Here is a 13,611-nt window from a genome sequence, read left to right as displayed (position 1 = left end):
TTCTGGATTGCTTCGTCGCTTCGCTCCTCGCAATGACGGTGGTAAACATCGCACATGTCCAAAGTCACCCCAGCCACGCGCGCGCTTGCAGCCGCCGGCGTTGCCTTCACCGTCCACACCTACGACTACGATCCTGACGCCGAGAGCATCGGGCTCCAGGCGGCGTCGGCCCTTGGTGAAGATCCGGCGCTCGTGCTGAAGACGCTGATGGCGTTGGTGGACGGCAAGCCGATCTGCGTCGTCGTCCCGTCCGACCAGGAAGTCTCCATGAAAAAGCTCGCCGCGGCCGCGAGCGGCAAGTCGGCGCAGATGATGAAGCCACCCGAGGCCGAGCGCGTCACCGGCTACAAGGTCGGTGGCATCAGCCCGTTCGGGCAGCGCAAACCGGTGCGCACCGTGATCGAGCAGAACGCGCTCGCGCATGATCAGGTCTATCTCAACGGCGGCCAGCGCGGCTTGCAGGTTCGGCTGAAGCCGGGCGACGTTCGGGATGTCCTGAAAGCGGTCGTCGCGGATGTGGTCGCGTGAGCGCCCTGGCGCTACTGCTTCTGCAGCAGCTTGAGCCGGCAGCGCAACGCCTCGCGGATATGCGCCCGCGCAAGCTGCTCGGCCTTGTCGCCGTCGCGCGCGGCGATGGCCTCGATGATGGCCTGGTGCTCGCCGTGACTGGTCGAGGGACGGCCTGTCACCGTGAAGGTGGTCGGGCCCAGCAGCGCGATCCAGTCCTGCAATTCGCGCGAGGCGTTGTCGAGATAGCGGTTGCGCGCGGCGCGGCAGATGGCTTCGTGGAAGGCGCGGTTGAGCCGCGCCATTTCGGCAGCGTCTGACGCCGACGCCTCGACAAAGGCCTGCTCGATATCTCGGAGTGCATCGACTTCGGGCGTGGAGGCGTGCTCGGCGGCCAGGCGCGCTGCAGCACCTTCCATGATCTCGCGCATGGCGTAGAGCTCGAGCACCTCGGAAATGTCGAGATCGCGCACGATCAACCCGCGGCCGCCGGCGGGTTCGACGAAGCCGCGGGCCGCGAGACGGCCAAGCGCCTCACGGACCGGCGTGCGGCTGACCTTGAGCCGCTGCGCGACCTCTTCTTCGCGCAGCCGGTCGCCGGCACGGTAACTGCCGGCCTGAAGCGCCTCGCACAGCGAGCGGAACACGGCTTCGCCCAGCGCCACGCCGCCGCCACGCGCGATCGATCCGCCTGTCTTTGCCGCGCGCTTGGCCATGTTCCCTCACGGCGCATCCTGCCCATGCAGAGATGCCACTTGCTTCGCCGATGTATATCTTTGTATACAAAAGTACGCAACGGCTGCCTGGGTTGATCGGGGTCATGGGCGGCAGAATGTCTCTAACTTCGTCGCATCGGGCAGACAGGATGAGCAGCAAATACGATGTGCTGGTGATCGGCGGCGGCAATGCGGCACTGTGCGCGGCGATCTCGGCGCGCCGCGGCGGTGCCTCGGTGCTCGTGCTGGAGGGCGCGCCAAAGTTCTATCGCGGCGGCAACACCCGCCACACCCGCAACATGCGCTGCGCCCATGATGCGGCGACTGAGATCCTGACCGGTCCCTACACCGAAGAGGAATTCTGGCAAGATCTGCTGCTGGTGACGGGCGGCCAGACCGACGAGGACCTCGCGCGGCACATGATCCGGGAGTCCAAGGATATCCTGAACTGGATCGTTGAGCAGGGCGTGCGCTGGCAGCCCTCGCTCGGTGGCACGCTGAGCCTTGGCCGTACCAACTCCTTCTTTCTCGGCGGCGGCCGCGCGATGCTGAACGCGCTCTATCTCACCGCCGAGCGGCTCGGTGTCGACGTCGAATACGACGCCGAGGTCACCGACATCGTGATCGAGGACGGCATGTTCCTCGCTGCGCGCCTCAAGCGGCCGATCAAGGGCGAGACCGAGATCCGCGCGACGTCGCTGGTCGCCGCGGCCGGCGGGTTCGAGGCCAACATCGAATGGCTGAAGCAATATTGGGGCGAGGCCGCCGACAATTTCCTGATCCGCGGCACGCCCTATAACCGCGGCTCGATCCTGAAGATGCTGCTCGACAAGGGCGTGCAGGAGGTCGGCGATCCCACCCAGTGCCATGCGGTCGCGATCGACGCCCGTGCGCCGAAGTTCGACGGCGGCATCATCACGCGCCACGACTCTGTCGTGTTCGGCATCGTCGTCAACAAGCATTCGCAGCGCTTCTATGACGAGGGCGAGGACATCTGGCCGAAGCGCTACGCGATCTGGGGCCGGCTGGTCGCGGCGCAGCCCGACCAGATCGCCCACATCATCTTCGATTCGACCGTCGTCACCAGATTCATGCCGACTCTGTTCCCGCCGATCGCCGGGCAGACCGTCGCCGAGCTGGCCGGCAAGCTCGAGCTCGATCCGGCTGCGCTGGAAAAGACCATCACCGAGTTCAATGCGGCGGTGCGTCCCGGTACGTTCGACCATACTATCCTGGACGATTGTGTGACTGAAGGCATCACACCGCCGAAGACGCATTGGGCGCGCAAAATCGAGACGCCGCCCTATCTCGCCTATCCGGTGCGGCCGGGCATTACCTTCACCTATCTCGGCACGCGCGTGACCAAGGAGGCGCGGATGCTGATGGCTGACGGCAAGCCGTCCGCCAACATGTTCGCGGCCGGCGAGATCATGGCGGGCAACGTGCTCGGCAAGGGCTACGCGGCCGGCATGGGCATGACCATCGGCAGCGTGTTCGGGCGGATCGCGGGACGGGAAGCGGCGAAACATGCACGGAACTAGAATTTTAGACGAAGCCGACCGTCTGATGACGGTGTGCAATTCATGCCGCTACTGCGAGGGTCTTTGCGCGGTATTTCCGGCCATGGAGATGCGGCGCGCCTTCTCCGACGGAGATCTCAACTATCTCGCAAACCTCTGCCATTCCTGCGGCGCCTGCTACGTCGATTGCCAGTTTTCGCCGCCACACGAGTTCAACGTCAATGTCCCGAAGACGCTCGCGGTCGCGCGTGCCGAGTCCTACGCGGCCTATGCCTGGCCGCAGGCACTGTCCGGTGCCTTCGCCCGCAACGGGCTCGTCATCAGCGTCATCGCCGCGCTCAGCATGGCCGCCTTCATCCTTGGTTTCGCGGCCTTGAACGACCGCAGCGTGCTGTTCGGCGTTCATACCGGGCCGGGCGCGTTCTACAGACTGATGCCGCACAACGCGATGGCCGCATTGTTCAGCGCCGCCTTCCTCTACGCGATCCTGGCGCTGGTCATGAGCGTGCGCGCGTTCTGGCGCGATATCGGCACGCCCATTGGCGGTCGCGCCGACGGCGGCTCGATTTTCCAGGCGATCCGCGATGCCGGCGAGCTGCGCTATCTCCACGGCGGCGGCGTCGGCTGCTACAACGAGGACGACAAGCCGACCGACCGGCGCAAGCTTTTTCATCACCTGACGTTCTACGGTTTTCTGCTGTGCTTCGCCGCGACCTCAGTGGCCACGCTGTATCACTATCTCCTGTCCCGCGAGGCGCCGTATCCGTGGTGGGATCTGCCGGTCGTGCTCGGCACGCTCGGCGGCATCGGTCTCATCGTCGGTCCGATCGGGCTCTTCGCCGCGAAGATGCGCCGCGATCCGGCGCTGCTCGACGAGAACCGCTATGGCATGGACGTCGGCTTCATCGCCATGCTGTTTCTGACCGGCTTCACCGGCATAGCGCTGCTAGTCTTGCGCGAGACCGCCGCCATGGGGCCGCTGCTGGCCCTGCATCTCGGTGCAGTGTTCGCGCTGTTCATCACCATGCCCTATGGCAAGTTCGTGCACGGCATCTATCGCTTCGTGGCGCTGGTGCGCTATGCGCAGGAGCGGCGCAGCGAAGCCGGCTCTTGAGAGGCATGCGCGGCTGACGTATCTCTTGGGCCCGTTCGCGCAGAGAGCGAATCGCTTTGGGAGCCCGCGCTCATGTACATGTTTCTGCCTTTTCTGCTGGCGCTCGCGGGCTGCGCGAGTGTCTGGCGTTCGCGCGTGGGACTGAGCTATGCGCTCTGGAGCGCTACAGTCGTGGTCACCGTCGCATGGTTCTTCCACCACGCGACCGATCCGCTCAAATTCTCGTTCTGACGGTGTCGAGATGGGCACTGCAGAGATGAGCGAGCAACGGCCGGTCGGCACGATCCTGAACATGCTTGGGATGCTCGGGATCTCGTTGATCCTGACGGTGGCGTTCACCTATCAGCTTGCGCTCGGCGAGCTGCCCTGTCCGCTTTGCCTCTTGCAAAGGGCCGGGTTCATCGCGGTCGGCATGGGGTTCCTGTTCAACATGCGCCTCGGTGAACGCGGGTCTCACTACGCGATGATCCTCATGGCCAGCCTCGTCACCGGCTTCATCTCGATGCGGCAGGTATCGCTGCATCTTGCGCCCGGCGACCCCGGATACGGCTCGGCGCTGTTTGGGCTGCACTTCTACACCTGGGCACTGATCGCGGCCGTCGGCGTCATCTGCTACGTCGCGCTCGTCTTCGTTCTCAAGGATATGGCCGGCGAGCGAGACGGGGATGCGCCGATGGGCGGGCCGGCATCGAACGTGGTGTGCGCGATCTTCGCGTTGCTGGTCGCCGCAAATCTGCTGTCCACCGTGCTGGAGTGCGGAGCGGGGCAGTGTGACGACAACCCGGTCCGCTATCTCCTGCTCAGGTGAAGGGACCGTCGCACCGGGTCTCCGCCGGTGCGACGATCGTGATGCTCACGCAACCTCGCGCTCCGGCGAGGAGGCCTGCTCGCGGGCCATCGTCGTTGCCGTGACATAGTCGGTCTTGCCGGTGCCGAGCAACGGTACCTTGTCGACCACCATGATCGCCGCGGGCACGGTCAGCTCGGATGCGCCGATTGCCTTGGCCTGGCCCTGCATCGCGCTGCGTTCGGCGGTCTTCTCCGTCGTCAGCAGCACGATGCGCTCGCCCTTGCGCTGGTCGGGGATCGACACGGCGACCGAGGCGGCCTGCGGCCACAGCGCCGTCGCGATGCTCTCGACCGCCGACAGCGAGACCATTTCGCCCGCGATCTTGGCGAAGCGCTTGGCGCGTCCCTTGATGGTGATGAAGCCGGCTGCGTCGATCGCCACGATGTCGCCGGTGTCGTGCCAGCCCTCGGCGAGCGGTTCGAGCACGCCAGGGTTTTCGGCCCTGAGGTAACCGAGCATCACGTTCGGTCCGCGCACCGAGAGGCGGCCGCCTTCCTCGATGCCGGGGACCGGATCGAGGCGGCTTTCCATCAGCGGTGACAGGCGGCCGACGGTGCCGGGACGGTTGGCCATCGGCGTGTTCATCGCCAGCACCGGCGCGGTCTCGGTGACGCCGTAGCCTTCGAGGATGCGGATGCCGTAGCGCTCCATGAACACCTGACGGGTGCGATCCTTCACCGCCTCCGCGCCGGCGATCACCAGGCGCAGGGTGCGGAAGTCGTAGGCATGCGCCGAGCGTGCGTAGCCGGTGAGGAAGGTGTCGGTGCCGAACAGGATCGTCGCGCCGGTCTGGTAGATCAGCTCCGGCACGATCCGGTAGTGCAGCGGCGAAGGGTACATGTAGATCGGAATGCCCGCGAGCAGCGGCATCATCATTCCGCCGGTCAGCCCGAATGAGTGGAACACCGGCAGCACGTTGAACACCTTGTCATTGGCGTTGGCATCGACCCGCGCCAGCGCCTGCGCCGCATTCGCAAGGATGTTGCGATGGGACAGCACCACGCCCTTGGGCGTGCCTTCCGAGCCCGAGGTGAACAGCACGACGGCCGGATCGTTGGCCTGGCGGGCGACACGCGGTGCGGTGCCGGCGAGCAGGCCCTTGATCTTGTCGGCGGTGCCGATCGAAGCGCGGACGTCCTCGAGATAGACGACGCGGGCTTCCGCAGAGATCGCGGCCATCAGCTTGTCGAGCTTGCCCTTCTCGATGAAGGCCTTCGACGTCAGCACGGTCTTGACCTGCGCGGCCTTCATGGCGGCGAGGACGTTGACCGGTCCGGCCGAGAAGTTGAGCATGGCCGGGACCCGGCCGATGCTTTGCAGCGCCATGAAGACGACGGCGACGCCGGCGGAATTCGGCAGCAACACGCCGACATTCTCGCCGGCCACCGTGCCGGTTTCGAGCTTGCGGCTCAACACCTGCGCGCCGAGGATCAGCTTGCGATAGGTCAGCTTGGTGCCGAGCGCGTCCTCGACGATCACCTTGCCGGTGTCGCGGTCGCGATAGGCATGTCCGAGCGCTTCGAACAGGGTGTGGTCGAGCATGGCGTTCTTGACCATGGCGTCGATCATCACGTCCTGGAGCGCAGCGCCCGCGGCATTGCGGCGTGCCTTGCCCTTCAGCGCCGGATCGACCGGAAGCTTGACCGGCGGCAGGATCGTGACCGTCACCCGCGGAAACCACGAGCGCTTGATCTGGCTGCCGTTGAGATAGCTGAGATGCGAGCGCTGGGCGCCCTCGATACGGACAGGCACGACCACCGCATCGGCCTTGTCCGCGATCATCGCGGTGCCGTCATAGACCTTCATCAGCGAGCCGGAGACGGTGATGCGTCCTTCCGGGAAGATCACGACCGGTTCGCCGGCGGCGACGAGCTTGATCAAGTCGCGCGCGGCCAGCGGCTTGGTCGGATCCATGGTGTAGTGCTTGACCACCCGCAGGAACGGCTTGGCCCACCAGGCCTTGGAGATGCCGGTATCGACCGCGAAGCTCGCATCGATCGGCAGCACGGCATGCAGCAGCGGGCCGTCGATCAGGCTGACATGGTTGGGCGCGATCAGCATGCGCGTGCCCGGAGGCGGCAGGTTCTCGAGCCCGCGAATCTCGGTGCGGAACAGCGCGCGGAACAGCAGTCCGCCGAAGTCGCGCACGCCTTCCTTGCCCCACTTGGTCAGCACGAACCACACCGCGCCGAAGCTGGCGACGCCGAGGCCGAAGAAGATCCAGCCGACATGCAATCCGCCCGCCTGGAGCAGCGCGACGAACAGCGAGCCGGCCACCATGAAGGCTGCCTGGAGCACGTTGCCGGCGGCGATGATGCGGGCGCGCTCGTTCGGGGCAGACCACGCCTGGACGGCGGCGAACGACGGAACGACGAACAGGCCGCCGCCGAATGCGAAGGCGACGAAGTCGACCAGCATGCGCAAGCCCGCGAACGAGGTCGCAAAATCGGCCGCCGCGATATCCTGACCCTTGGCGGTCACGGCGATGGCCCAGGCGAGATCGAGGCCGGCAAAGCCCATGATGATGGCGCCGATCGGCACCAGCGCGAGGTTCGGGCGAACATGGCTCAGGCTGGCCGCGAACAGCGAGCCGATGGCAATGCCGATCGCGAAGGTCGCAAGGCACAGCGTCACCACGCCCTCGGTGCCACCGACGACGTCCTTGACCAGTGCCGGCAGCAGCGACAGCACGATGGCGCCGACCAGCCAGAACCACGAGACGATCACGGTGCCGTCCCACAGCCGGTGGTCGGCATGCAACGTCTTGAGCAAGCTGACCGTCGAAGTCCAGGGATTGGCATCGACGGGCAGATCAGGCGCGGAGGGCGTTGTTTGCGGAATGCGGGAAGCGAACGCCCATGACAACAGGGCCAGCACGACCACCGCCGAAGCAACCCAGCCCATATGCGCGGAGCCGGCCACGAACTGGCCGCCGGCGACGGTGCCGAGCAGGATGGCCATGAAGGTCGCACCTTCGACCAGCGCGTTGCCGGTCGCGAGCTCGCCGAGCTCGAGCTGATCCGGCAGCATGGCGTATTTCACGGGGCCGAACAGGGCGGCGATGACGCCGAACAGCGCGAGCGCCGTGAACAGCAGCGGCACCGAATGCAGGAAGAAGCCGGCGGCGGCAAAGGCCGCGGCAAAAATCTCGGTAAACTTCAATCGCCGCGCGATGACCGATTTGACGTATTTGTCGGCGAGCTGGCCGCCGAGCCCCGACAGGATGAAATAGGGGAAGATGAAGACGGCGCCTGCGACCGTCACCAGCGCGTCGCCGTGACCGGTCGCGGCACTGTAAAGCAGGATGATGACGAGTGCGTTCTTGAGCACGTTGTCATTGAGCGCCGAGAAAAATTGCGCCCAGAACAGCGGCGCGAAGCGGCGTGACGACATCAATTCCCTGATCATGACAAGTCCTGTTTTGGGAAGGCGGCCTGAAATTGTTACGTTGTCGGTGAGGCGTCACGACCGGAAGCTTACGGAACGAACGATGGCTGGATGACGACGGTTGCCGGCCTGCTCTGTTCCCCTCGACCCTTCCGATCCTGTTGGTCTCCAAATGGTCTCGTTAGGTTCGCAAATATCTGGTCGCAGCCGTGGTTCGGACGGACCGGCCGCGCTTTTCCGGATACCGCGCGGCGCGATGAGGAAAAGTTGAACCGCATCGCCAAAGGCCGCCACGTCGGCTGCGAAATGTCGGGACATGGTAAGTCCTTCCTTGCAACCGGGTCTTGCATTCGAGCCGACCGGAACGTCCCGGGTGCGCCCGCCTCAGGTGAGATGAGCGAGGTGGCGAAAGGGCGAGAGGCGGCCGAGCAGGCTGAACCGGCGGCCCGCATGACGGCTACGGGCTCGGTTGGCCCGCCACATCCGAAAGGTCGCGCGGCGCTCGGTGAGCACGCCGGCAATGTCGCAGGCATTTGCAATGCGATCGACCGGCGCCATCACGAACTTGAGGACGGCCCGGCCAAGTCCGGTCACGAGAGCCGCGGCGTCATCGACGAAGGTGGAGGCGATATCAACAGCTAGGGTTTGCATTTTGCCGGTCTCCGGGTTAATTTGAACAATGTTCACATGAGTAGCTTGAAAATGAACAATGTTCAAGAAGAATCGCCACGCGACCAGAAAAAAAATCGACGGAGGCTCCAGATCCTGGAGATCGCCCGCGGCATAATTTCATCTAAGGGGCTGAGATCATTGAAGGTTCGAGACGTTGCGGAGGCCGCCAATTGCTCGGTGGGCAGCGTCTATAACGAGTTCGGCGACTTCGACGGGGTGATCCTGACGGTCAATCGGGAGACGGTTCAGGCCCTCACGGTGCGGCTCGGCGAGGTCCCGGGGGAAGATCCCGTTCGCCAGCTCTACGGGCTTGCCGAGACTTATCTCGAATTCTTCGCCGAGCACGCAAACCTGTTGCGCTCGCTGTTCGAGCATCGGATGGAGGACGACCGTCCTTATCCCGACGACATCCTTCAGATGGTGATGGACGCTTTCGCGCTGATGCATCCACCCCTGGTGCGGTTGCTACCGGATGCGGACGACGTGAGGATCGCGCTGCTGTCGCGCACGCTGTTTTCCGCCGTGCACGGCATCATCTCGCTCGGCCTCGAGGAGCGCATGGTGGCGGTGCCGCCCCAGATGCTGCGCCAGCAGGTCGAGCAATTCGTCGATACGCATCTCGCCGGCCTCGGGATCGTGCCGGTCGGCGCGCGGTCGCCTTGAGGAGGCCAAGCGGCTACCACGCGTATCGCAGGCTCGCGGTGCCGGAATAAGTGGTGCTGCGCGCCGCGAACTCACCGTCGAACTTCGCCGACAGGGCAACGCCGTTCGAAAACTTCAGCTCGGCATCGGCGGATGCGAGCGCGGTGTTCTTGGCTGGCGTTGCGCCATTGACGATGAAGCTCGCGCCGGGCAGCGCCTGGAATGCGGCGACGAGCGTCGGGTCGCTCACCCAATCATGGGCCCAGGCCGCGCGGCCGTGCAATGTGAGGACCGAATTCGGCGTGACCAGCGTCGCGCGATCGAAGCGCGCGCCGAGCTCGCTCCGTGTGTCGGAGGCCGTGCGTCCCTGATAGGTCAGGCCAAAGCCGCTGCCGGCCAGATCGGCCTCGGTATAGGTCGGTGTGCGAAAAGCCCGCGCCTGCGCCGCCGCGTATGGCGTGAAGCCGCCAATCGGCGTGGCGAAGCGATAGCCGCCCTCGACGCGGCCTCCGACGGTTTGCGCGTCGAATTTGGCGGTGAGCTGGTTGCCGAACGGTGCGAGCCGGTCGGTCGACATCCAATGATTGGCCACTGCGAGAGAGGCGGCGAAATAGACCGGCCCTGTGCGCACGGCGGTGTAGACGCCGGCCTGGATTGCATCGCTCTTGCCGCCGCCGATCGCCTGCGCGAGGTCCCATTTGGTGCCGCCGCCCGACAGCGCGAAACCGACCAGCGCATCGCGGTCGAAATGGTAGTCGGCACCGGCCGCAACGCCGAAGGTGCGCGCGCTCAGGTCGTGACTGCCGATCACGACCGGGTCGCCACTGGTGCGGTTGGTACCGCCGAACGCAGTGCCCCAAGCCGTCCAGCGCTCCGCAAAGGCCGGCGCTTTCGCGGCTGGCGCGCCCAAGACTTTGTTGTAGGCGAGGGCGATATCGTCCGGCAGCGCGCCTCTGCCGGCACGGTGAACCACGACAGCGCGCTATCGGCAGCAAGAGCGCCGATTGCGGTACTCAAAAGAAGCGCGTGCCTCCGACACGTCTTCGTGCGACGGATCCGGGGCGGGGGCAACAAACCATTCCAAAGCACCTGCAAGCTCCTCTTTTGGGCACGGTCCGAGCGGAATTTGGGCCGCAACGTTGGCTGGTGCCATGTTTAGCGGGGGAGGTTCCGGCCATCGTGGATCAGCGCGCAAGGCGGTGTGGCGGAAAGCGAAAGACGCAGTTTTTCTGGGAGTAATGTGGCTGCGGCGTCACACAGCTTCGCCGTCGCGACGCCGTTGGACATGTCCGCAAACGGATGCCCTATCAGCCTCGCGCTGCGACCGCCTCGCGGGGACGGGCTGCAACGACGACGACGTCCGGTCTGCCGTTGTCGACCTGTACCCGGTTGCGCCCCTTTTCCTTGGCGCGGTAGCAGGCGGCATCCGCGCGCCGCATGGCGTCCTCGAGCGTGGTGTTGCCGTCCGCGATACAGGTGACGCCGATGCTGGCGGTCACCGCAAAGCAACGATCATCCCAGGCGAAGGTGAACAGCTCGAGCGATCTGCGCAGGCGTTCGGCGATATCGACGGTGGTCGAGGGCGAGCATTGCGGCAGGATCAGGCCGAATTCGTCGCCGCCGAGCCGGGCCACCAGATCATGCGGTCCCCGGTCCTGTTGCAGCAGGCGCGAGACCTGGCAGAGCAGGCGGTCGCCGGCGAGGTGGCCGCAGGTGTCGTTGACGCTCTTGAACTGGTCGAGGTCGAGCAGGATCAGGCCCAGCGAACCCGCCGCGGTGGTGTCCAGCACGCTTTGCAGGCGCCCCTCGAAGGCGCGGCGGTTGGACAGGCCGGTCAACCAGTCGTGCGACGCCTGCCATGCCAGGCGCTCCTTCTCGGCATGCAACGCATCCTCGAACGCCTGTCGTTGCAGCATCAAGCGCCGCGTGTGCCAGATCAGGAGCAGGATCAGCGTCGCGGCCGCCACGATGTTGATGCACGTCAGCGTCACCTTGATGGCGCGGGAGCCTTCGCCGAGGACAGTCGAGAACCGCTTTGCATGCACCGTGAACTGCGTGTTGAGCTCCGAGAGCCGCGACGACAGCAGCCGCAGGCGGTCGCGGTCCTCGATGGGTCCGTGCGCCAGCTCGGACCGGATGACCTCGCCGAAGACGCTGAGCTCCAGCAGCATGGGATCAGTGGCCGCCCACTCGTGGATCGCTTCCTGGAGGAAGCTGACGCGGCTGAAATAGCGGAACAGCCAGATCAATCCCGGAACGTCATCGGGATGGTTGCCGCCTTGCAGAAACCCGACGCGGGCAGCCTCGACGTCGACCGGATCGCGCTCGAGTGCCCAGCGCGCGAACTCATCGCCGATGGGAACGGCAAGGGAAGCCTGGTAGTGAGCGAACTGGCTCGCTTCGCCTGAATGCAGATAGAGGTTGAGGAAATAGACGGCGTTCTTCTGTGACCGCGACCACATCGCTTCGCCCGCGACATAGGCGCGGACCGATGACATCACCTCGAGGCTGAATCCCGCGATCGTTGCCTGGAGCACGACGACCATCACGAATGGCGAGACAAGCTTGATGACGTGAAGGAAACTGCGTTCCTTCGCCGACGTCGCTGTTCTGCGAAACACCCTGCATTCCCCAAATCGATCAACGACCCCACCGGAGCGTCGCGCCTGCAACGCCAAGTAGAGGGGAAAGTTGCTTAACTCGACCCCAAGACGCAGGCGACTGCACTGCAGGGTGAAAGCGTCGTGAAGCGGATGCCTGCAGATCGTTGCAAATGCCGACGAACCGGAACCGATGCGGTCGTGGCGTATCAATGCCTCGCATTCGTCCTGCGCGGTTTACCTGATCGAGAGAGTTTGGTCCGGCGCTAGACCAGCACCGGCTTGCGCACCCGGCCGGCGTCGCCGAACACGCGCAAATAACGTTCGATCTCGGATGGCATGCCGGTCGCCTTCTCCGGATTATCCGAGAGCTTGACGGCCGGGTGGCCGTCAACCGACGACACCTTGCAGACCAGCGAGATGGGATCGAGATTGAACGAGCCGTCCGGCGGGCAGCCGACGAAATCATTGGTGAGGTTGGTGCCCCAGCCGAAAGAGAGCCGCGAGCGACCGGAGAAGTGGTGGTAGGTCTCCTCGATCGAGCCGACATCCATCGCATCGGAGAAGACGAGCAGCTTGTCCTTGGGGTTGCGGCCCTTCTTTTCCCACCAGGCGATGATCTCCTCGCCGGCCTGGATCGGCGGCGCGCTGTCGGGGCGGAAGCCGGTCCAGTCGGCGACCCATTCCGGCGCATCGCGCAGGAAGGATTTGGTGCCGAAGGCGTCGGGCAGCGCGATCAGGAGGTTGCCGCCATAGGTCTGGCGCCATTGGTCGAGAATGCGATAGGGCGCCCAGCGCAACTCCTCGTCGTCCTTGGCAAGCGCAGCCGCGACCATCGGCAGCTCATGCGCATTGGTGCCGATCGCTTCGAGATCATTGTCCATCGCCAGCAGCACGTTGGAGGTGCCGATGAAGGACGGGCCCAGGCCTTCCTTCACCGCCTCGACGCACCAGCGCTGCCAGAGGAAGCCGTGGCGGCGGCGGGTGCCGAAATCGGAGAGCCGCAAATTCTCGAGCTGGCGCAGCCGCTCGACCTTGGTCCACAGCTTGGCCTTGGCGCGGGCATAGAGCACGTCGAGCTCGAAGCGGCCGCGGCCCTTCATCGCGGCGCGCGATCGCAACTCGTTGAGGATGGCGAGCGCCGGAATTTCCCACATCGTGGTGTGGGTCCAGGGGCCATGGAAATGCAGCTCGTACTGGCCCTCGACCTTGCGCAGCTCGTATTCGGGCAGCCGGAATTCGGCCAGCCAGCGGATGAAGTCCGCCGAGAACATGTGGGTCTTGCCGTAGAAGGTGTTACCGGCAAGCCAGATCAGCTCTTTCTTGGCGAAGCGGATGGTGCGGGCGTGGTCGAGCTGGGCGCGCAGCTCGCCCTCGTCGATGATCTCGGCCAGCCGCACATGGCGCGAGCGGTTGATGACCGAGAAGGTCACCTGCTGATCGGGATAATCCTCCCGAATCATCTGTAACATCAATAGCTTGTAGAAGTCGGTATCCAGCAGGCTGCGGATGATGGGGTCCAGCCGCCAGCTATGATTGTAGGTCCGGCTCGCAATATCGGTCACTGTCATGGCCGAATTCTAGCGTGGCGGCCCTCGCGCAA

12 protein-coding genes are annotated in these 13,611 nt (G+C 65.0%); 6 read left to right on the top strand and 6 right to left on the bottom strand.

Features of this window, described 5'->3' with window-relative positions:
- Positions 1-54: 54 nt before the first annotated feature.
- Positions 55-528, top strand: a complete 474-nt coding sequence (gene ybaK / locus OWC48_RS39495; protein ID WP_282524845.1) for a Cys-tRNA(Pro) deacylase — start codon at positions 55-57, stop codon at positions 526-528.
- Positions 529-539: 11 nt separating this feature from the next.
- Here the strand turns inward: ybaK and OWC48_RS39490 are convergent, their stop codons facing one another.
- On the bottom strand, positions 540-1,223 hold the full coding sequence (locus OWC48_RS39490) for a GntR family transcriptional regulator (RefSeq protein ID WP_014497563.1): 684 nt from the start codon (positions 1,221-1,223) through the stop codon (positions 540-542).
- A 149-nt stretch (positions 1,224-1,372) separates the two neighbouring features.
- On the opposite strand from OWC48_RS39490, the gene tcuA reads away from it, so the two are divergent.
- The 4 genes from tcuA to OWC48_RS39470 all read left to right on the top strand — a co-directional run bounded on the left by tcuA (position 1,373) and on the right by OWC48_RS39470 (position 4,665).
- A complete protein-coding gene (gene tcuA, locus OWC48_RS39485; protein ID WP_282524844.1) occupies positions 1,373-2,764 on the top strand; it encodes an FAD-dependent tricarballylate dehydrogenase TcuA in 1,392 nt (463 codons plus the stop codon).
- Positions 2,751-3,857 (top strand): tricarballylate utilization 4Fe-4S protein TcuB, encoded by a 1,107-nt coding sequence (tcuB, locus tag OWC48_RS39480; RefSeq protein WP_282524843.1) that lies wholly within the window; start codon positions 2,751-2,753, stop codon positions 3,855-3,857. Before tcuA ends, tcuB begins: the two co-directional genes overlap by 14 nt.
- A 72-nt stretch (positions 3,858-3,929) precedes the next feature.
- The gene (locus OWC48_RS39475; protein ID WP_282524842.1) at positions 3,930-4,088 is read left to right on the top strand and encodes a DUF5993 family protein; all 159 of its coding nucleotides are present in this window, start codon (positions 3,930-3,932) and stop codon (positions 4,086-4,088) included.
- 25 nt (positions 4,089-4,113) lie between these two features.
- Positions 4,114-4,665 carry a disulfide bond formation protein B gene (locus OWC48_RS39470; protein ID WP_282524841.1) on the top strand — a complete coding sequence of 184 codons (552 nt, stop codon included), beginning with the start codon at positions 4,114-4,116 and terminating at the stop codon, positions 4,663-4,665.
- Positions 4,666-4,710: 45 nt separating this feature from the next.
- Here OWC48_RS39470 and OWC48_RS39465 read toward each other — a convergent pair whose 3' ends face one another.
- Together OWC48_RS39465 and OWC48_RS39460 are read right to left on the bottom strand one after the other, a co-directional pair.
- Positions 4,711-8,115 (bottom strand): acyl-[ACP]--phospholipid O-acyltransferase, encoded by a 3,405-nt coding sequence (locus OWC48_RS39465; protein WP_282524840.1) that lies wholly within the window; start codon positions 8,113-8,115, stop codon positions 4,711-4,713.
- A 363-nt stretch (positions 8,116-8,478) separates the two neighbouring features.
- Positions 8,479-8,745, bottom strand: coding sequence for a hypothetical protein (locus OWC48_RS39460; RefSeq protein WP_282524873.1), 267 nt, complete (start codon positions 8,743-8,745; stop codon positions 8,479-8,481).
- A gap of 51 nt (positions 8,746-8,796) precedes the next feature.
- Here OWC48_RS39460 and OWC48_RS39455 point away from each other — a divergent pair, with 51 nt between their 5' ends.
- Complete coding sequence (locus OWC48_RS39455) at positions 8,797-9,429, top strand: TetR/AcrR family transcriptional regulator (protein WP_282524839.1); 633 nt, start codon at positions 8,797-8,799, stop codon at positions 9,427-9,429.
- Between the two features lie 13 nt (positions 9,430-9,442).
- Here OWC48_RS39455 and OWC48_RS39450 read toward each other — a convergent pair whose 3' ends face one another.
- The 3 genes from OWC48_RS39450 to pncB all read right to left on the bottom strand — a co-directional run bounded on the left by OWC48_RS39450 (position 9,443) and on the right by pncB (position 13,579).
- Positions 9,443-10,381, bottom strand: a complete 939-nt coding sequence (locus OWC48_RS39450; protein WP_282524838.1) for an autotransporter outer membrane beta-barrel domain-containing protein — start codon at positions 10,379-10,381, stop codon at positions 9,443-9,445.
- Positions 10,382-10,715: 334 nt separating this feature from the next.
- The gene (locus tag OWC48_RS39445) at positions 10,716-12,029 is read right to left on the bottom strand and encodes a GGDEF domain-containing protein (protein WP_282524837.1); all 1,314 of its coding nucleotides are present in this window, start codon (positions 12,027-12,029) and stop codon (positions 10,716-10,718) included.
- Between the two features lie 245 nt (positions 12,030-12,274).
- Positions 12,275-13,579, bottom strand: coding sequence for a nicotinate phosphoribosyltransferase (gene pncB, locus OWC48_RS39440; RefSeq protein WP_041955082.1), 1,305 nt, complete (start codon positions 13,577-13,579; stop codon positions 12,275-12,277).
- Between the last annotated feature and the right edge of the window lie 32 nt (positions 13,580-13,611).

Source organism: Bradyrhizobium sp. Arg816, from assembly GCF_029989365.1.
Lineage (GTDB): Bacteria > Pseudomonadota > Alphaproteobacteria > Rhizobiales > Xanthobacteraceae > Bradyrhizobium.
The sequence above is the reverse complement of the archived record's forward strand: the minus strand, read 5'-3'. Positions and strand labels throughout refer to the sequence as shown.